We start from the raw sequence: 19,620 nt of genomic DNA, 5'->3' as shown, positions 1-19,620 counted from the left end.
CGCATTTTTGCGGGCTGTTATTTTTTAAGACTTTTTCCAATGTATATTGTATTCGGGGTAACTATAGAGTCGTAGGCAAGTACCCTGACGCCTCTACTCTTTGCAAGCTTGACCGCATCTGCAAAGCCGGGGTCCATGCTTTTGTTTGGCTCAAAGTATTTGGGACCCTCCATCTGGACGAGGAACAGGATCGAGGCTTCATAGCCCTCCTCCTTTGCTTTAATAAGCTCCATTATGTGTTTTGTCCCTCTTACGGTGGGGGCATCCGGAAACCTTGCAACTCCATCCTCCTCAAGAGTAACTCCCTTTACCTCAAGAAATCCCCTTCGCTGTCCGCTTTCATAATAAATATCAAATCTGGAATCGCCGAAGGTTTTCTCTCTTTTTATCAGGTCTGTCTCAGGAAGCTCAGTGATCAACCCTCTTTTAAGAGCATCTGCAGCAACGGCATTTGGCACTTGCGAATCCATATTTATCAGCATGTCTTTCTTCCATACTGAAATTAAGGAATACCTTGTCTTCCGCAGGGTATTTTCCCCATGATCCTCAAGATATACCCTAACACCGGGAATCAGAAGTTCCCTGCACCTTCCGGTGTTTTTGACATGAGCGATAACTTCTCCCTCAGGCAGCAAGACCCTTGCAATAAATCTATTTGGCCTTTCTATAAATATTCCTTCCACTACCTTTTGATAATACATAACGGCCCTCCATATGCTACAATATCCTTAAGCTTATCACGATAAATGCTTTCGGACAACCGATAGGGTCAATTGGTGAGCAAAAACTGAGAATGAGGTACTGTATGAAAATAAGGAAGCTTTCATTTATTATAGTAATCGGCCTGGCTGCAGTCATTGCCTTTATTGGCTTTAACAGAAGCGGTCCTGAGGCTGTCATAGAGTCAGGAAGTGACATCAGGATTTTTATAGCAACTGATCTCCACTACTTCGACAAGAGCCTTACAGACTTTAGTGAAGGCTTCGATGCTTTTGCGGTTACAAGGGATGGGAAGCAGCTGCTTTACTCAGAGGAGATAATGGATTCCTTTTATGAGGATATCAAGGAGCAAAAACCGGACATACTTATCGTAAGCGGAGACCTTACCTACAATGGCGAGGCTGTGAATCACAGGGAGCTATCGGATAGGTTCCTCCGGATCGAAAAACTGGGCACAAGGGTTTATGTGATCCCCGGCAACCACGACGTATTAAGCATCTGGGCAAACGGATACAGGGAGGGCGCTCCATATTCGGCTGAGAATATAACCCATGAGGATTTCAGGGAGATATACGGAAGCTTCGGATACGATGAGGGAATATCCTTCGATGAAAAGACATTGAGCTACCTGGCTGCGCCTTCGGAGGATCTGTGGCTCCTGATGCTTGACTCAAACAAGTACTTCGGGGATTTCAGCATGCCGACAGGAGATGGATATATAACTGAGGAAACTGCAAAGTGGATCAGGGAGTGTGCTGAGATGGCAGAGGCTAAGGGCGCAAAGCTGATCTCAGTTATGCACCATCCGTTGATGAGACACAGCACCCGGGATGTAACCGGGACGTACCTGAGCAACACCACGGATGTAGTGGAGCTTTTCAGGGAGCTTGGAATAGAGCTGAACCTCAGCGGGCATATCCATATCCAGGATATAAAGAGGGACGATCCCGAGGATCCTAAGGTATATGACATAGTCAACAGCGCTCTTATAGTCTACCCACATCAGTACGGGGTCCTTCAGTACAGCGCTGATGGAGGATTTGAATACAGCAAGCAGAGAGTGGATGTTGAAACATGGGCAAAAGAGCAAAAAAAGGAGGATCCTAACCTGCTTGGCTTTAACAGCTACGCAGAGGAAACCTTTGGCAGGAGACCATATAACATCGCCAGGGAAGAGCTTGAGCTCCTTGGAATATATACTGAGTTTGAGATAGAGGAAATGGCATTGATGGTAAGGGACCTTAATCTGAGACAGTTTGAGGGAACAGTATACCCCATAAAAAAGGACCTTCTTGAAGCCCCGATATATAAGCTGTTCATAAAGACCAAATCAGAATACCTTTACGACTTCGTCTACAGCATAGTCCACAGCGTAGATATGGATTCAACAAAGCTCAAGCTGGGGACAGAGTAATGAAGCTGGTTTTTATTTCAGTCTCATTAGGGTAAGAAGTAAGGAGACTATTATCAGGAGGAATACAGATGATGCATAAATATAGAGGCAAGCTTTCACTATTATTGATCATACTAATAATGCTTGCAGCATTCACCGGGTGCAGTACGGCTGTAGAGGAACCGGAAACGATAGAAGTGGAGCTGCCGCAGCTTGAGGAATCTGAACAGTCTGAGGAGCCTTCGGAGTCACCTGAGGAGACTTCAAAGCCTGACGAGAACGGCTATTATACCTCGGCTGAGGATGTGGCACTTTACCTTCACACCTATGGCAGGCTTCCCGACAACTACATTACCAAGTCCGAGGCTTCAAAGCTTGGATGGGATCCTCAAAAGGGGAATCTATGGGATGTTACGGATAAAATGAGCATAGGCGGGGACAGATTCAGCAACAGGGAAAAGCTGCTTCCTGAGGAGGACGGCAGGATCTACTTTGAGTGCGACATAAACTACGAGGGAGGCTACAGAGGCAGCGAAAGGCTTGTGTACTCCAATGATGGACTTATTTTTTACACTGAGGATCACTATGAATCCTTTGAGCAACTTTATTGAGGAGGCGGGGTATGAGGACAATTTTGCTGGATTTCAAAAAATTTCACCATAAAGAGACGTTCCACCCTTATATGAAGAAGAAGGTTCAGCTTCCCGAATACCACGGAAACAACCTCGATGCAATGTGGGATGCAATGAGCTATCTTAAGGAAGACTTAAGGCTTTGCATATACAATTGGGAGGACCATGACGAAGCCGATACTGAAACCTACAGCAAGGCTGTAATCGCTGCACTCAGAGAGCTTTCAGAGCACAACAGCCATATAAGGCTTGAGTTTATAACTATAAGAAGATACTCTTAAAGGAATGGTTAAATGAAGTTAGTCTATATATCACTTGGCTTTTTATCTATTTCAATAGGGGCAGTAGGTGCCTTTATACCTGTGCTTCCAACAACTCCGCTGCTTCTTCTGGGGTCATTTTTCCTTGCGAAGGGCTCAGACAGGTTCAGCACGTGGTTCAGATCAACAAAGCTATATAAGAATAATCTTGAGGATTTTGAGAAAAAGCGCTCCATGACACTTAAGACCAAAATATTGCTTTCAACGTTGTCATCGTCAATGATATGGCTAAGTATTTTCACCGTTGAGAAGCCTTGGCTTAAGGTGATGCTTATAACAGTGGATGTTTTCAAGCACTATTACTTCATATTCAGGATAAAAACGGAGAAGGGGGATGATTGACATGAGTAAAGCAGGCTTTAAAGTGAGTTTACCTTTGATCCAGGCAATGGAGCTTATCAAAGAAGGTCAAAATTCTGAGCTGGTACACGAGGAAATACTTGATATAGGTGATGGAAAGCTTACAGGAACCCTGATCTTTGAGAAATATTTCTTCAGATCAAGCAACAGGGCTGCTCTTATAGTTATTCTGGACAATCTTGAAGGGGTGACGGACTTAAGAGTAATATCTACTGGGAGTTCCCAGGGGCTGGTTATCAATTTTGATTGGGGTGCAGCCAGTGACTTCGTTGAAAGCGTAAGGAGGTCTCTCAAGGACTACATTGTAGGAGAGGATAGATAATGAAGGATCAAATGATTGCCCTGAAAAAAAGAATAGCTGACAGCAATAATATTGTATTCCTGGGCGGGGCAGGGGTTTCAACCGAAAGCGGGATACCTGATTTTCGCTCAGCCAAGGGACTATACAGCTCTAAAGGGAGCAGGGGCTTCACACCTGAAGAGATGTTAAGCTACAGCTTTTTCAGAAGCTATACAGGTGAGTTCTTCAGCTACTATAAGAGTAATCTGATTTACAAGGATGCGCTCCCGAACAAAGCTCACATAGCTCTTGCAAGGCTTGAGAAAATGGGAAAGCTTAAGGCTGTTATAACCCAGAATATCGACGGACTTCACCAGCTGGCAGGATCAAGAAACGTGCTTGAGCTTCACGGATCGATCCATAGAAACTACTGCGTAAGCTGTGGTGAGACCTACAGCCTGGAGCATGTCCTCGATGCAGAGGGTATTCCCAAGTGCCCGAAGTGCGGCGGAGTGGTCAGGCCTGATGTGGTGCTTTATGAAGAAGGCCTTGATATGGAGGTATTCGACAGAGCTATTGATTATATCAGCAAATCGGAGATACTGATCATAGGCGGTACATCTCTCAATGTTTACCCGGCCGCTGGTCTGGTGGACTACTACAGAGGCGATTGCCTTGTTTTGATGAATAAGACTGAGACAAGCTATGATCTTAAAGCAGACTTTGTGCTTAGAGAGCCTATTGGCACTGTTATGGAGGAGTTGACTAAGGAATGGAAGATAATGGATTGAGAGATCTGCTGGACAGGCTTTTTCTACAGGGGAGCCTGTCCAAAGCAATTATAAGCAATAGAAAAAGAAAGACTGAGGAAAGCCCTCTTAAGGTAACAATTAAGCCCTTTGATCAGAAGGGGACTACAAGGTTTCAGTTTGAGAGACACTACCAAAAAAAGGTGACCCACGAAAATCTGGATCCTGAGGATGCCATAGAACTGGCTGAGCAGCTTCTGCTCAATGACTTCAAGCAGGGAGATTTCAAGACTACCGATGGAGAATATCAGGTTTTGGTAAGTAAAAAAGGTGCTACCAGGATCAAGGAGGTTTCTTCTAAAAAGCATTTGGTAGATCTTACCCACGACAGAAAAAAGAACTATATACTTCAGGATGGCGAACCTGTAGATTATCTTGTGCATCTTGGAGTAATGTCGCCAGAGGGCACAGTATACAAGAAAAAGTATGACAAATTCAGGCAGATCAACAGATTTCTTGAGCTTGTAGAGGATGTTGCGGATACCCTTAAGGATAATGGAACGATCAAAATAGTTGATTTTGGATGCGGAAAGAGCTATCTGACCTTTGCTCTTTATCATTATCTGTCTGTTATAAGGGGACTGGATATAAATATTATAGGTATGGATCTTAAGAAGGACGTGATCGATTTTTGCAACGATACCGCTGAGAAGCTTGGCAATGAAAATCTTAAGTTTATCTGTGGAGATATTGCCGACTATGTCCCTGGATCCGACATTGATATGGTTGTCACATTACATGCCTGCGACACTGCTACGGACATTGCTCTGGTAAAGGCAGCCCAATGGGGTGCAAGGGTCATTATGAGCGTTCCCTGCTGCCAGCATGAGCTGTTTTCGAAGATAAAAAATCCGGAGCTTAATGGCATGCTAAAGCACGGAATAATAAAGGAGAGATTAAGTTCTCTGGTGACAGACAGTATCAGGGGGAGTATACTTGAAATATTAGGCTACCAGGTGCAGATATTGGAGTTTGTTGATATGGAGCATACTCCAAAGAACATCATGATCAGAGCCGTAAGGACACATGAGGCCTACAGACCGGAAACTATCCTTGAATACAAGCAGCTGAAGAGTGAGTGGGGTCTGGAGGAGCTGTTTATTGAGAGCTATATGGGAGATTATTTCAAAGTTCAGGGGGAGGAAAGGTTTTGATGGAGAGAGAAACGATCATAGTCCTTGATTTTGGAGGTCAGTATAATCAGCTGATTGCCAGAAGAGTAAGGGAAATGAATGTGTATTGCGAGGTCCATCCTTATACCATCAGTCTTGATAAGCTTAAGGCTATGGATCCTAAGGGGATCATATTTACGGGCGGTCCCAACAGCGTGTATGAAAAAGGAGCGCCTTCTGTAGAAAGGGAGCTGCTGGAATCAGGAATTCCTATCCTTGGGATATGCTACGGAGCTCAGCTTATATCTTATGTACTTGGAGGGAATGTTGAGGCTGCGTCTGCAAGGGAATATGGAAAGGTCAAGCTGGAGGTAGTGGATCCCGAGTCCAGGCTTATGACTGGAGTCAAAAAGGAATCAACCTGCTGGATGAGTCACACTGACTACGTTCAGAAAATGCCTGAGGACTTTAAGGCTACAGCAGTCACAAAGACATGCCCGACAGCAGCATTTGAGAACGAAGAGATGAAGCTTTATGGAGTACAGTTCCACCCTGAGGTTCTTCATTCTGAAGAAGGAAACAAGATACTTTCAAACTTCGTATTCAACGTGGTCGGATGCAAGGGCGACTGGAAAATGGATGAGTTTGTTGAGGAGTCCATTAAGAAGCTTCAGGAGAAAATAGGGAATAAGAAGGTACTTTGTGCACTTTCAGGAGGGGTCGATTCCTCAGTTGCAGCTGTACTTATCGGAAAGGCAGTTGGAAAGCAGTTGACCTGTATATTCGTGGATCATGGCTTGATGCGTAAGGATGAAGGGGATCAGGTTGAGGAGATATTCTCGAAGGATTACGATCTGAATTTTATACGGGTCAATGCGCAGCAGAGATTCTACGACAAGCTTGCAGGAGTAACAGACCCTGAAACCAAGAGAAAAATAATCGGGGAAGAATTTATCCGTGTATTCGAGGAGGAAGCTAAAAAGATCGGGTCGGTTGACTTCCTTGTACAGGGCACTATTTATCCCGATGTAATCGAAAGCGGCCTGGGAGACTCAGCTGTTATAAAGAGCCATCACAACGTTGGAGGTCTTCCGGATTACGTCGACTTCAAGGAGATTATCGAGCCATTAAGGGATCTTTTCAAGGATGAGGTGCGGAAAGTTGGCTTAGAGCTTGGACTGCCGAAGGAGCTAGTCTTCAGACAGCCATTCCCTGGGCCGGGACTTGCTGTAAGGATAATTGGAGAGGTAACCGAGGAGAGAGTCAAGATACTTCAGGCAGCGGATGCTATATTCAGGGAAGAAATTGCAGCTGCAGCTCTCGATACAGATATAAATCAGTATTTTGCAGTTCTTACAAACACTAAAAGCGTTGGAGTTATGGGAGATGGAAGGACCTACGACTTTACCCTGGCACTTAGAGCAGTAACCACCATAGACTTCATGACTGCAGAATTTGCTCAGATTCCCTGGAATATCCTCGGACACATCTCAAGCAGGATCGTAAACGAAGTAAGGCACATAAACAGAGTAGTATACGATATAACCAATAAACCCCCGGCTACTATTGAGTGGGAGTAAAAAAAAGGACTCGAGTCCTTTTTTTATTCCCATTCACGGTAGATCATGGACTCAAGCTTCGACAAATTGGCTCGCTTTCATCTCCTGATCCTCGCCGAAGGGCTACCATCAGCTCTGGATCATATATGATCCAATCACTGTGGTAGTCGTAAAAATATGACTGAAGATCATATTTTTACTCCCATTCATTGATCAAAATATATCACAGTCTGATTCCTACCACGTTCCTTCGCCTGATACATTGCACTGTCCGCAAAGTTCAAAAGCTCATCCAGTTTTTCACATCTATCCTTCTTAAGCTCAGCTATGCCAATGCTTATAGTTACCCGGAGTTCATTATCCTGACATTTGATCCTCAGGTCTTCAACAGCGGATCTCAATGATTCTGCCCTGTCGTAAGCCTCTTCAGCTGTCGTGTTTATCATCGCAACAACAAATTCCTCTCCTCCAAAACGGCCAACTATGTCAGTTGAACGATATGTTGTTTTGATAATTTTTGCAAGTGTACTGAGAACAAGATCTCCGCAGGAATGACCATAGGTATCATTTATTGACTTGAAATGGTCGATGTCCATCATAAGCATAGATAGTTTTTCCTCATACCTAAGCGCACGACCAAGTATTTTGCTGGTTTCTTCCATGAAATACCTGCGGTTATTAAGCCCGGTCAGCTCATCAGTCTGCGCCAGTTCTCTCAGTTGAAGCTCCAGCTTCTCGCTTAGGGTTACGTCCTCAATGGTCAGAAGTATACCAGCCAGTTCGTCCTTTTTACCAATATCCTTTGTCGAAAATTCAATATAATATTCTTCATCATCCGAAGTTATTGTATGTACGCTGGGCTTCCTTGAGTAGATGCTATGGAGCATTTCTTCATGGTCTTCTAATACCAACCCCAAGTCCTCATTTTTAAGCTTCACACCAAAGAGCGAAAAGTATAGCATGCTGGAAGCATTAAAATCTCTTATTATATAGTGTCTGTCCATAAGTATCAAGCCTTCTTGGCTTTCCTCAAATACCCTTTCTCGAGCGAGCTGTTTCAGCCCTAAAAAATTATAGCGGGAAAGAGCATAGTTGATAAGTAAGATACATGGTGGCAGTACTATTGCAGTATAGTCTATCCCCAGTTTTCCAGGATCGATAATGATGAGTACAAGAGCTGCATAGGGTATTATCGACGCTATGAAAAGAAGCTCAAATTGCTTTCTTTCTTGCCTGGTGGTTTTAATAAGCTTTTGATAATAGAAAGTTGTGCAAAGGATCAGAACTGAGAGGGAGTACAGCATTTGAACATAATACCAGGGTCCCTTGCCCAATACTAGGAATGTAAAATCACCCATTACGTTCATTACTACCCTGGAGTAGAATAAGTGGTGAAAATCATTAGTCAACCTCATAAAGAAGGTGATTACAGGTATTATAAAGACAACTATACTTGTCTTACTCCATAAATATTTGATGCGACCGGTATACAGAAGGCTAACCATAAGCCAGAATCCCGGGAAGAATGGAATTCCAAAGTACTGGATTTGATTCCAGAACATCATGGAATCAATAGTCTCCGCATTTACCTCCAACAGATAGCCAAGAAGGTAGATGTCAAGGGTCAGAGCAAGAAAACCAAATGCCTTTGCAAAGGCAGATTTTCCCCTTGAATAAGAGTAGACAAACATTATCGATAGAAAAATTACACTTGAGAACAGATAAATACTTAAGATATTCCTGATCATTCCGGGCTCCTCAAATTATGGAATCTATTTGTATCCATATCAATATAAACTGTCTTCAACTTTTAGCTCTTGTATCCAGTGGTTTAACTCTGTCTTAATCTTTTCTTTAATATATTAACACGGCATATCTTTGATACTCAATACAAAAATTATAAATGTATCTAAATTTAGCATTTATACCCTGTATTGTTTTAAGTAGTTGTGTTACAATATGTCCATTAATCGAGGAGGTAGACTATGAAACAGGATAAAATACTTGTGATCGATCTTGGTAGTACCAGAAACACCTACATAGCAAGGGAAATACGTGAGCTAGGAGTTTATACGGAAATCCATCCCCATGATATTTCTACAGATGAACTGTCAAAAATCACGAATATAAAAGGGATCGTTCTAAATGGTGGTGAGAACAGGGTAGTAGACGGAGTTGAAATAAAGCCATCAGAAGCTCTTATGGAAGCTGGCCTGCCTATACTTTCAGTCGATTTTGATGGGGGTATGCCTTGGCCGAAGGAAGAGTGCCTTAGGATCCAAAGGATGAAGGAATTTGTCTTTGATACATGTAAGGCAGAGCCAAACTGGAATATGGAGAACTTTATAACTGAGCAGGTAGCTCTTATCAGGGAACAGGTTGGAGATGGCAAGGTGCTGTTGGCACTTTCAGGAGGAGTTGATTCATCTGTAGTCGCAGCTCTCCTTATTAAGGCCATAGGAAAGCAACTCACCTGTGTTCATGTAAACCATGGACTGCTTAGAAAGGGAGAACCAGAAGAGGTAATAAGGGTGTTCAGGGAAGAAATGGGAGCTAATCTTGTCTATGTAGACGCTGTGGATCGCTTCCTGGACAAGCTTGAGGGAGTCGCAGATCCTGAGGAGAAGCGCTTGATCATAGGCTCAGAATTTATAAGGGTATTTGAAGATGAAGCCAGAAAGCTGGAGGATGTAAAGTTCCTGGCACAAGGCACTATTTATCCCGATATCATAGAATCCGGCACAAAAACAGTGAAGGCAGTGAAGAGCCATCATAATGTAGGCGGACTGCCGGAGGACCTTGAATTTGAGCTGGTTGAGCCGCTTAAGATGCTTTTTAAAGATGAGGTAAGAGAATGCGGCCTTGCTCTTGGACTTCCAAGATCAATGGTGTTCAGACAGCCCTTCCCGGGGCCAGGTCTTGGAGTAAGGTGTATTGGAGCAATAACTAGAGACAGGCTTGAAGCAGTTAGGGAGTCAGATGCAATACTTAGGGAGGAGTTTGCAATGGCTGGTATGGAGGGCAAGGTTTGGCAATACTTTACGCTAGTTCCAGAGGTAAAGTCGGTTGGAGTAAGAGACCACAAACGCAGCTTTGAATGGCCGGTGGTTATCCGTGCCGTAAATACAGTTGACGCCATGACTGCTACGGTTGAAAGAGTCCCATATGACGTACTTGAAATAATAACCCACAGGATCACCCATGAGGTAAAAGGAGTAAACAGAGTTCTCTATGATCTCACTCCAAAACCAGTGGGGACAATCGAATGGGAATAAAAATAGGACTAAAGGTCATTTTATTACGACTGCCACAGAGAGAGGATCATCATATGATCCAGAGCTTTGATTGCACTTGTAGGAAGGCTTGGAGATTGAAGCAGGCTAGCATCCGAAGCTTTATTTAATAGCCTAATGAGAATAGGTTTATTGTATTAGTGTTCTTAAACCTTTGTTTTACTGATGAAATTATACCGAAGGAATATCCTTAGATCGATATTGGATCAATATAAGATGATAATTGCTAAAAGAAATCGTTTATAGTTTGGGATTCTCATGAGAGAATCCCTTTATTTATAAATTAGCACTCTATTATTGTTAATATATTGACGAAACAAGAGGGAGATGTTAGAATATAAACATAGTTAACTATGCCTACAAAATATTGAAATATAGGCACATTTCAATACATATTTACTTATGCGATGTTAAAATATTGGAGGATTTTAACTTTTAATATAGTCTCAACAGTATTAAAACGTTAAAATATTAACAATATTATTAACTATAAACTTAAACTACGAAAGGAAGATGTTTGTGAAAAAATCATTCAAACTGGTATCACTGATTTTAGCTATGTGTATGCTATTTTCTTTAGCCGCTTGCACACCTAAAACGGATGATACCGAAACTCCAAGTCAAGGCAACGAACAAGAAGTAAATGTAACACCAATGAAAGCAGGAGAGTATATCATTGATGTTACAGGGATGAAGCCCATGCAAGTTAAGGTAATACTGGGCGAGAAATCTATTGATGGGGTTGAAATTGTATCCCACGAGGAAACACCAGGTGTATCAGATGCAGCAATAAAAGACATACCGATAAAAATTGTTGAGGAACAAAGTATAGGTATTGACATTATTTCAGGTGCTACATTAACAAGCAATGCTATAATATCAGCGGTTAAATCAGCTATAGAACAAGCTGGTGGGATAGTATCTGAGTTTGATATAGCCGATATTTCAGATGGCAAAGCAGAAAATTCAAGGCCTTCAATGGGAACAAAAGAAATACCAGAGGAATGGGACATGACTTATGATGTTGTAGTTGTTGGAGGGGGCTTTGCAGGTTTATCAGCTGCCTATCAAGCATCTACACTTGGAGCCAGTACACTCCTTATAGATAAAATGCCGGTACTAGGAGGAAACTCGCAGATAAACGGTGGAGTTTGGGCTTCTTATACCAGTAAAATAGCAGATGATCTATATGTTAAGCTAGGCCTAACTCCCGACACTGCTGAAAAACACATAGAAGACACCATTAAGGGCGGAGACTACATGGGTGATGTAAAGCTGGTAAAAAACTTTGTATATGGTTCTCCGATCATGTTGGATTTAATGCTTGATAACGGCCTTCAAGTACGTGAGTCTATTACAAGGCCTGGAGGTCACTATGGTTATAGAACTTATACTACAATCAATGGAATTGGTGCAGATATAGTTAATGTTCAAAAGAAAATGCTAGAGCAGACATCAGCAACAATTATGTTGAATTCAAAGATGACTCAAATTTATAGAGAATCAACTGGTGAACAAAGAGTTGTTGGGATTAAAATTGAAACACAAGATGGTATTAAAAATGTAAAAGCTGAAAAAGGGGTCATTCTTACTACCGGTGGATTTGCTGGAAATGTAGAAATGCGTTCAAAACATGTACCAGCTCTTACTTCTGATATTCCTACAACAAACCATGTTGGTGCAACTGGTGAAGGAATAATAATGGCTCAAGAGGTTGGAGCAAATACAACGCAGATGTCTTATATTCAGCTTTATCCATTTGCCAATCCTAACAATGGAGTACTGGATTCTTATGCAGTTATTCCTTTTAGCGGTCCAAGTGCAGGAATCGTATATGTTGATCAATATGGCAATCGTTATGTAAACGAGGGCGAAAGACGTGACGTTTGCTCAAGAGCTGCTCAGAATAGTGGTGGGTTCCCGACATTCTCAATATTTGGGCAAGAAATTGTTGAAAAAGCAGGGTTTATTTCTGCTGAGCAACTAGAAAATGGAATTTTTGAAAACCGAATATTTAAGGCTGATACACTGGAAGAGTTAGCTGATATTATCAATTCTAACAAATATAAAGATGGAACCATCAGCATGAATCGTGAGACATTAAAATCAACAATTGAAACTCATAATGGATACGTTGATGCAGGTAAAGATCCTGATTTTGGTAAAGTAATTGATAAGGGTGTTATGCTTAAAATTGAAAAGGGTCCTTATTATGCAATTCCTCAGTGGCCTTCAGTTCATCATACTATGGGAGGGCTTACAATTACAGAAAAGACAGAAGTTCAAGATATTTGGGGAAATGTAATACCAGGATTATATGCAGCAGGAGAAATTACTGGTGGAGTTCATGGTACTAACAGACTTGGCTCTAATGCAATACCAGATGCTTTAGTTCACGGCTATATAGCTGCTGAGGTATCAGTAACGGGAAATCTCCCGGAATTCGTTCAAAAATAATCGTCTGATTAAATTTATACAAAGACTATACTTTAAAACAAGCTATGTTAGCATGCTAACATAGCTTGTTTATTAAACCAAATTCAATTATGAACCAATAGAAGGTGGTAGGAAAATAGCTACTATTTTTCTACCCTTACCATTATCTCATTCCTTCGAAACATGGGAGGTGTAAAGGGTGGATTAAAAAAAGCCAGCATATAATTGGAAATCCTTATATATCCCTTGCCCATATACCATTCCTCCAGCCTTTGAATCATTTTTGATTCCTTGTCATTGTTTGAGAAACCGCCGTACTTAATCACTGCAAACATACCTGAATCGAATTTCCTGATCTTGAGGTTTTTATCATTAGGCTCAGGGATATTATCCTTAAGTTTTTTGGAGACGACAAATGCCATCTTCATTTTATCCTGTCTTATTTCCTCAATTACAGGTACTGTCATTGAAATCTTTTGATTCTGCTTGTTGTTATCTGAGATGTAGCTGAACAAAGTACCAAAGCCCCTGGAAATATAAGGGCCAGCATCGTTGTCGTATTCCACTACATTGAATTCACTATATTCACGTATTTCAAAGCTGTCCTCACTTAATACAACTGAGTAGTCGGGCGTTTCATATCTTCCCATAAAGAAGCTCCTTTTTATGTTTTATAGAGGCCGGGTTAGGCCTCTTTTTCAGCTATATGATCGATTTTCGACGCAAGGATAAAATCATTCTCGTGGAGTCCGCCTATTTTACTTGTGTAGAGCTTCACTCTCACCATTCCCCATGCAATTGTGAGCGTTGGATGGTGACCTTCCTCTTCAGCAAGCATGGCAACCTTGTTTGCAAACTCCATGGCACCCATAAAGTCCTTAAAAGTAAATTTTCTCTCTATATGCTTGTCGTCCTTGCTTTCCCAGTCCATGTGAAGCTTCCTAAGATTTTCCTCGACCTCGAATGGCAGCATCGGGATTGCCCCTACCTCACAGGGTGTGCATTTTTTGTCCCTAAGATCTGACATATCGATTCCTCCTTTCATGTATTCCAATATCATTTATACCCAAATATAAGCTGACGGCCCTTATTGTTTACCCCATTACAGCAGTTTGTGATATAATTATTACAATGATATTTAGGGGGTCATAATATGGGAGAGTCAATCGTAACAAGAATCGAGGGAGTAAGTATAAGGCTTGCGGAAAGAAAAGATGTAGGCCTGGTACTTAGGTTCATAAAGGAGCTTGCAGATTATGAACAGCTTTTAAATGAAGTCGTAGCAACAGAAGAGATATTATTGGAGACAATTTTTGAGAAAAAGGCAGCAGAGGTTGTAATAGCTGAACTGGATGGTGAGCCTGTAGGCTTTGCTTTGTTCTTCCATAACTTTTCAACCTTCCTGGGAAGACCCGGGTTATACCTGGAGGACCTTTATGTAAGACCTGAAATGAGAGGAAGAGGGATCGGGAAGCTGTTGCTTTCATATCTTGCGAAGCTTGCTCTCGACAGAGGCTGTGGGAGATTCGAATGGTGGTGTCTTGACTGGAATACGCCCTCGATCGACTTCTATAAGAGTATAGGTGCCATACCTATGGATGAATGGACGGTTTTCAGAGTCACAGGTGATGCACTTACAAAGCTTGCCAGTGAGTTTTAGGGAGGTTCTTCATTGAGGATATATCTTGTAAGACACGGGGAAACCGTGTGGAATGTTGAGAAGAGGCTGCAGGGGTGGAAGGACTCACCTTTAACTGATAATGGGCTGAGAAGCGCTAAGAGACTGGCAAAGAGGCTTCAGGGCATAAGATTGGACAGAGTATTTTCCAGTGACCAGAAAAGAGCGTTGATAACTGCTGAAATCATTGCTAAGGACAGGGGCATTCCCATTGAAGTGTTAAGCAGCCTTAGAGAACTGAATTTTGGGAGCTGGGAGGGTATGACCATTTCAGAGATAGAGACTTTGTATCCTTTAGAATACAGCACCTATAAAACTGATCCCGACAGGTATACCTCTGTAGGTGGTGAAAATATTGAGCAGCTTTTTGACAGAGCGTCAAAAGCTCTTGAAACTATAGGGTCCTGTGGAGAGGAAAATGTACTTGTAGTGACACATGGTGTGACCATACGTGCTTTAATGACGATAATCAGCGGTCAGGGAATGGATGGATTTGCTAAAATTCCAGTGTTTCTGGGGACTTCACTGACAGAGCTGGAACTTACTGATAAAGGTTATAGGATCATTAGGGCAGCGGATGCTGACCACCTGTAGTATCAGTTCTTAATTGGCAGGATCATTATATGGCTGAAGGGAGTATCCTTATGAGTATATTGCCGTTTGTTATTCTGGGATTGTTTGCTGTTATAATGATTATTTTCATAGTTGGATTTTTCAGGAAGCGATAAAGAAATCATGTAAAGGGATGATATATTTGAAGGAAAGAAAAGGAAAGGGCAGTGAAATGGCGGATTGGTTGATTTCTTTAGCTGTTGCCATGTTTGTAGCTCTTTTTATAGTATCGAATATAGCTACGGTTACTCAGGTAAAAGAGCAGTCGATGGAACCAACCTTTCAAGAGAATGACAGGGTCTTCGTATATAAGCTGGGATATATTTTGTCAGGTCCGGAGAGAGGCGATGTTGTAATCCTCAACAAGAACTCTGTTAAGAGCGGGATTTTTATAAATATGATAAATGAGCTTGAGGAAATTGCCAACAGCATAAATTATAGGCTGGGAAGACCTGCTGAAAAAAATATATTGATCAAGAGGGTCATAGGGATTCCGGGTGACAGGATACTTATAGCTGATGGCAAGGTCTATCTCAATGGCGAAGCCTTGTCAGAGGATTATGTAAATGGCGAAACCTACACGGTGGCTATGGGCATGGAGGAGGAAGTCATTCCTGAAGGAAAGGTCTTTGTAATGGGCGACAACAGAGGCAACAGTCTTGACAGCAGAAATCTTGGTTTTATAAGCTTTAGTCAGCTTAAGGGAAAGGTTGTATACAGATTCTTTCCCATAGATAAGGCAGGAGCAGTCCAATAATGGGAGGAGCGATAGTATGAGGATGCCGAAGAAAATTGAACTTGCCAATTTACCTACCAGGATCGATCACCTCGACAGGTTCAGCGAGGAGCTTGGAGTCGATATTTGGATCAAGAGAGATGATCAGACCGGTTCCGAAATATCGGGGAACAAGGTCAGAAAGCTTGAATTCGCTGTGAAGGAGGCTATAGATTCGGGCTGTGACTACCTAATTACCTGCGGAGGCATACAGTCAAACCATGCAAGGGCAACTGCAGCGGTTGCGGCAAGACTGGGCATGGGCTCAAGACTGGTTCTAAGGGGTACTGAGCGTCAGGTAGCTGAGGGGAACCTGTTTCTAGACAAAATACTCGGGGCAACAGTAAGATTCATTACTCCCGAGGAGTACTCCAGCTCAAGGGGAGAGATCATGCAGGAGGAGGCTGATAAGCTAGCATTAGAGGGGCATAAGGCATATATACTTCCTGAAGGAGCTTCAAACGGCATCGGTTCATTCGGCTATATAAATGCATTCAATGAGATCCTTGAGCAGGAAGAGAAAATGGGCATAGAGTTTGATGCAATAGTAGCTACTGTTGGCTCAGGAGGAACCTTCTCGGGACTTCTTTATGGAAATGAGATAAATGGAAACAGGAAGGATATTATTGGATTTAACATAGCAGGAACCGCAGAGGGATTCAGGGAGATCGTGATGGGTCTTCTTGAGGAAATCGGTGAGATGACTGGAGCAGGGTCGAAGCTGGAACCTGGTGATATTAAAATCATAGATGGATACCCGGGGCTTGGATATGCCTTAAGCCGAAAGGAAGAGATAGACTTTATAAGGCATTTCTCAATGACTGAGGGTATAATTTTGGACCCGGTCTACACCGGGAAGGCGATGTATGGTCTATATTCTGAGATCAAGAATGGTAATCTTAAGAACTATAAGAATATTCTCTTCATCCATACTGGTGGACTTTTCGGATGGACTGAGGAGGCAAGGAGCCTTATATGAAGGTTGAAAGGAATGTAAAGTACATTACAATAGCTATATACAGCTTCGTGGTAATTGCACTTAGCATTGCCTTTTATTTGATAGCCTCAAACTATGGAGCTTTCAAGGAATCAGTTCGTGGGTTAATGAAAAGCATGCAGCCAATATTCATAGGTGCATCAATGGCTTATCTTGTAAATTTTGTTATGGAGGCGGTAGAGAGATATTTGCTGAAGCCCGCCCTTCCGAAAAAGACGAAACTGAAGGTGTTAAGACCCATAAGCATTATTATTACTTATGCAATAATCTCTGTGTTTCTATACTTTTTCGTTTCGATAATATTTCCTCAAATCATCGCATCTATTATAAAGGTAGTAAACGATATTACAGCTAATTTCGATAATATTACCGGATGGGTGGTCGAGTTCGTTGAAGGGATAAATATCAGGCAGGAATACCTTGACCTGGTGGTAGACTACTGGAACGAGTTTTTGAACAATTTGATGGGATTCCTTACAGGACTTCTTCCCGTTCTGGGTGAGATAGTGGCAGTAGTTCTTTCCAGCGTATGGAATATCGTATTGGGAGTCATTGTATCAATATACATTTTATCAGACAAGGAAAGGTTCAAAGCTCTGTCAAGGAAAATGACCTTTGGTTTGTTTTCTGTGCCAAGAGCCAACAGGATAATAGAGCTGACAAGACGTGCAGACCATATATTCGGAAGGTTCCTGGGAGGAAAGATGCTCGATTCAGCAATAATTGCCTTAATAAACTACGGATTCATGATATTTTTTAAGATGCCATATCCAGTACTTGTCTCATTTATTGTCGGCCTAACAAATATCATACCGTTCTTTGGTCCTTTTATCGGCATGGTCCCGTCATTCTTCATCATACTTACAGCTTCACCGGTAAAGGCATTCTGGTTTCTGGTTCAAATACTCCTGATCCAGCAGTTTGACGGAAATTTTCTGGGTCCAAAGATTCTTGGTGATTCTCTCGGGATATCGGCTTTCTGGATATTGTTCTCCCTGCTCGTTGCAGGTAAATTTCTTGGTTTTATAGGTCTTGTCATTGGAGTGCCGCTGTTTGTGTTTATTTATTCCGTAGTCAAGGACAATGTAGAAAGAAGGCTTAAGGATAAGGGCCTCCCGGTAGAAACTGCAAGCTATGTTGTGGATAAGTAATGATTGTCAGCCCAGAATAAGGTGCTTTAAGAGCATGACTGGATTATGGAAGAGCATTCTCGGGCCGGAGTATCTCATGACTGTGCGGATTTTCTCCCTCTCCTCAGGAGCAAAGCAATGGGTCTTACATGCTGAGCAAAAGGTTTTGGTATCCGAATAAGGACAGCTTTCGATCCTTCTATGTGAGTATTTCTCAAGGGCTCTGCAGGAATCGCAAAAATCGCCTTTGGTATGACCGTTACCATTGCAGTAAATGGAGATCATAAGACTGATGATCTCTTTTTCCTTAAGTTTTTTTTGTTCAGTCTTAGAATTGGGCATCATGATTTCTCCTTTCTGATTATTGATAAGATTATAGCATATGTTAATAAAATAAAGAAACGAATGAGGTATTCAATGGAAATATTTAAGTATGGTGAAACAGAGAAGAATCATCTGCGCTTTTCAGATGAAACAATGAACAGACTTATAGGTTCTCTTGGTCATGTGGAAAGAGCTGTAGAGCCTGATATTTTTAAGGCTTTGGTTTCGAGTATTATAAGCCAGCAGATCTCGACCAAAGCAGCAGAAACAGTCAAGGAAAGGCTGTCGCAAAAGGCCGGGGGAATCTCCGTTGAAAGCATATCCAGGTTGTCCTTTGAGGAATTGAGGTCATGCGGTCTTAGTGGCAGGAAAGCAGAGTATATAATGGGGGCTGCAAGAGCTTCTATAGAAGGGGAAGTAGACTTTAATGCCCTGTATTCAATGGATGACCAGGAGGTTATTGATACCTTGGTATCATTAAAGGGGGTAGGGGTCTGGACAGCCGAAATGATGTTGATTTTCTCCCTTCAGAGACCAAACGTATTCAGCTACCTGGACTTGGGGATCAGGAGAGGCATAATGAGAGCTTATGGACTCAAGGAGCTTTCAAAGACTGACTTTGAGTTGCTCAGGGCTAAACTGAGCCCTTACTGTACAGTTGCCTCCTTATATTTTTGGAAGCTTGCTGGTATGGATAACTGGGAATCTGTATTATACGAGGAGGAGTTGATATGAGAAAAATTGCATTTTTTGCATTCAGAGGAAATGAGATGTGCTTTGCCCACCTGCTCTTGAATGCTCTGGATCTGGATTCAAAGGGGATAAAGGCGTTAATAGTGATGGAGGGAGAGGCAGTGCAGCTACTAAAGCCCCTTGAGGAATCAAAAAACCCATTGTACCTTAAAGCCAAGGAGAAAGGCTTGTTTGATTGCATATGCAGGGCTTGTTCAGCAAAGCTTGGATGCCTTGAATTTAACGAGACAACCGGAATACCGCTTAAGGGAGACCTTCAGGGACATCCCTCGATGGAGCAGTACTTAGCACAAGGATACGAGATAATCACTTTATAGCTCTGTTAAACCGGCACCAGAGTAGCCTCTGTGCCGGTAAATTATTTTTTGATTATGAAAAGGTTTCATGTTATAATGTATGGGTGTAGTATTTCAACTTGTTTGAAAATTGCTTTAATT

22 protein-coding genes are annotated in these 19,620 nt (G+C 42.1%); 17 read left to right on the top strand and 5 right to left on the bottom strand.

Translation table 11 applies throughout. The annotated features are described in order from the left end of the window. Positions 1 to 17: 17 nt before the first annotated feature. A complete protein-coding gene (gene sfsA / locus EC328_RS09155; protein ID WP_128426507.1) occupies positions 18 to 701 on the bottom strand; it encodes a DNA/RNA nuclease SfsA in 684 nt (227 codons plus the stop codon). 104 nt (positions 702 to 805) lie between these two features. Between sfsA and EC328_RS09150 the strand changes: the two genes are divergently transcribed. The 8 genes from EC328_RS09150 to guaA (EC328_RS09115) all read left to right on the top strand — a co-directional run bounded on the left by EC328_RS09150 (position 806) and on the right by guaA (EC328_RS09115) (position 7,206). Next, positions 806 to 2,134 carry a metallophosphoesterase gene (locus EC328_RS09150; protein WP_164906087.1) on the top strand — a complete coding sequence of 443 codons (1,329 nt, stop codon included), beginning with the start codon at positions 806 to 808 and terminating at the stop codon, positions 2,132 to 2,134. A gap of 68 nt (positions 2,135 to 2,202) precedes the next feature. Then, on the top strand, positions 2,203 to 2,724 hold the full coding sequence (locus EC328_RS09145; protein WP_240671468.1) for a ribonuclease domain-containing protein: 522 nt from the start codon (positions 2,203 to 2,205) through the stop codon (positions 2,722 to 2,724). 11 nt (positions 2,725 to 2,735) lie between these two features. After that, positions 2,736 to 3,026, top strand: coding sequence for a barstar family protein (locus EC328_RS09140; RefSeq protein WP_128426505.1), 291 nt, complete (start codon positions 2,736 to 2,738; stop codon positions 3,024 to 3,026). A 12-nt stretch (positions 3,027 to 3,038) separates the two neighbouring features. After that, positions 3,039 to 3,407, top strand: coding sequence for a YbaN family protein (locus tag EC328_RS09135; RefSeq protein WP_128426504.1), 369 nt, complete (start codon positions 3,039 to 3,041; stop codon positions 3,405 to 3,407). Between the two features lies 1 nt (position 3,408). Next, positions 3,409 to 3,747: a DUF6054 family protein gene (locus EC328_RS09130; protein WP_128427039.1), complete on the top strand. Its 339-nt coding sequence runs from the start codon at positions 3,409 to 3,411 to the stop codon at positions 3,745 to 3,747. Then, on the top strand, positions 3,747 to 4,496 hold the full coding sequence (locus EC328_RS09125; RefSeq protein WP_128426503.1) for an NAD-dependent protein deacylase: 750 nt from the start codon (positions 3,747 to 3,749) through the stop codon (positions 4,494 to 4,496). The genes EC328_RS09130 and EC328_RS09125 overlap by 1 nt, the downstream gene beginning before the upstream one ends. Next, complete coding sequence (locus EC328_RS09120) at positions 4,478 to 5,668, top strand: class I SAM-dependent methyltransferase (RefSeq protein ID WP_128426502.1); 1,191 nt, start codon at positions 4,478 to 4,480, stop codon at positions 5,666 to 5,668. Before EC328_RS09125 ends, EC328_RS09120 begins: the two co-directional genes overlap by 19 nt. Then, positions 5,668 to 7,206: a glutamine-hydrolyzing GMP synthase gene (guaA, locus tag EC328_RS09115; protein WP_128427038.1), complete on the top strand. Its 1,539-nt coding sequence runs from the start codon at positions 5,668 to 5,670 to the stop codon at positions 7,204 to 7,206. Before EC328_RS09120 ends, guaA (EC328_RS09115) begins: the two co-directional genes overlap by 1 nt. Positions 7,207 to 7,391: 185 nt before the next feature. Here the strand turns inward: guaA (EC328_RS09115) and EC328_RS09110 are convergent, their stop codons facing one another. Continuing rightward, positions 7,392 to 8,933, bottom strand: coding sequence for a histidine kinase N-terminal 7TM domain-containing diguanylate cyclase (locus EC328_RS09110; protein ID WP_128426501.1), 1,542 nt, complete (start codon positions 8,931 to 8,933; stop codon positions 7,392 to 7,394). Between the two features lie 237 nt (positions 8,934 to 9,170). On the opposite strand from EC328_RS09110, the gene guaA (EC328_RS09105) reads away from it, so the two are divergent. Beyond that, positions 9,171 to 10,460, top strand: a complete 1,290-nt coding sequence (gene guaA, locus EC328_RS09105) for a glutamine-hydrolyzing GMP synthase (RefSeq protein ID WP_128426500.1) — start codon at positions 9,171 to 9,173, stop codon at positions 10,458 to 10,460. 537 nt (positions 10,461 to 10,997) lie between these two features. Continuing rightward, positions 10,998 to 12,935 carry a flavocytochrome c gene (locus tag EC328_RS09100; RefSeq protein WP_206363847.1) on the top strand — a complete coding sequence of 646 codons (1,938 nt, stop codon included), beginning with the start codon at positions 10,998 to 11,000 and terminating at the stop codon, positions 12,933 to 12,935. Positions 12,936 to 13,057: 122 nt separating this feature from the next. On the opposite strand, the gene EC328_RS09095 is transcribed toward EC328_RS09100, so the two are convergent. Continuing rightward, on the bottom strand, positions 13,058 to 13,564 hold the full coding sequence (locus EC328_RS09095; protein WP_128426498.1) for an SOUL family heme-binding protein: 507 nt from the start codon (positions 13,562 to 13,564) through the stop codon (positions 13,058 to 13,060). A gap of 35 nt (positions 13,565 to 13,599) precedes the next feature. Then, entirely contained in the window at positions 13,600 to 13,941 is a 342-nt protein-coding gene (locus EC328_RS09090; RefSeq protein WP_128426497.1) for a 4a-hydroxytetrahydrobiopterin dehydratase, read from the bottom strand. 126 nt (positions 13,942 to 14,067) lie between these two features. Here EC328_RS09090 and EC328_RS09085 point away from each other — a divergent pair, with 126 nt between their 5' ends. From EC328_RS09085 to EC328_RS09065, 5 genes are all read left to right on the top strand, one after another. Next, positions 14,068 to 14,574: a GNAT family N-acetyltransferase gene (locus EC328_RS09085; protein ID WP_128426496.1), complete on the top strand. Its 507-nt coding sequence runs from the start codon at positions 14,068 to 14,070 to the stop codon at positions 14,572 to 14,574. 12 nt (positions 14,575 to 14,586) lie between these two features. After that, complete coding sequence (locus tag EC328_RS09080) at positions 14,587 to 15,186, top strand: histidine phosphatase family protein (RefSeq protein ID WP_128426495.1); 600 nt, start codon at positions 14,587 to 14,589, stop codon at positions 15,184 to 15,186. A gap of 160 nt (positions 15,187 to 15,346) precedes the next feature. Next, positions 15,347 to 15,961 (top strand): signal peptidase I, encoded by a 615-nt coding sequence (gene lepB / locus EC328_RS09075; RefSeq protein WP_164906086.1) that lies wholly within the window; start codon positions 15,347 to 15,349, stop codon positions 15,959 to 15,961. 16 nt (positions 15,962 to 15,977) lie between these two features. Next, entirely contained in the window at positions 15,978 to 16,958 is a 981-nt protein-coding gene (locus EC328_RS09070; protein ID WP_240671467.1) for a 1-aminocyclopropane-1-carboxylate deaminase/D-cysteine desulfhydrase, read from the top strand. Beyond that, the gene (locus tag EC328_RS09065; RefSeq protein ID WP_128426493.1) at positions 16,955 to 18,127 is read left to right on the top strand and encodes an AI-2E family transporter; all 1,173 of its coding nucleotides are present in this window, start codon (positions 16,955 to 16,957) and stop codon (positions 18,125 to 18,127) included. Before EC328_RS09070 ends, EC328_RS09065 begins: the two co-directional genes overlap by 4 nt. A 6-nt stretch (positions 18,128 to 18,133) precedes the next feature. Here EC328_RS09065 and EC328_RS09060 read toward each other — a convergent pair whose 3' ends face one another. Beyond that, entirely contained in the window at positions 18,134 to 18,448 is a 315-nt protein-coding gene (locus tag EC328_RS09060) for a nitrous oxide-stimulated promoter family protein (protein ID WP_206363846.1), read from the bottom strand. Between the two features lie 75 nt (positions 18,449 to 18,523). Here EC328_RS09060 and EC328_RS09055 point away from each other — a divergent pair, with 75 nt between their 5' ends. Together EC328_RS09055 and EC328_RS09050 are read left to right on the top strand one after the other, a co-directional pair. After that, a complete protein-coding gene (locus tag EC328_RS09055) occupies positions 18,524 to 19,165 on the top strand; it encodes a DNA-3-methyladenine glycosylase family protein (RefSeq protein ID WP_128426491.1) in 642 nt (213 codons plus the stop codon). After that, entirely contained in the window at positions 19,162 to 19,500 is a 339-nt protein-coding gene (locus EC328_RS09050; protein WP_128426490.1) for a cytoplasmic protein, read from the top strand. The genes EC328_RS09055 and EC328_RS09050 overlap by 4 nt, the downstream gene beginning before the upstream one ends. Positions 19,501 to 19,620: the final 120 nt, after the last annotated feature.

Source organism: Gudongella oleilytica, from assembly GCF_004101785.1.
GTDB classification, from domain to species: Bacteria; Bacillota; Clostridia; order Tissierellales; family Tissierellaceae; genus Gudongella; species Gudongella oleilytica.
Note: the sequence above shows the minus strand (reverse complement) of the source record. Positions and strands in the feature narration are given on the sequence as shown.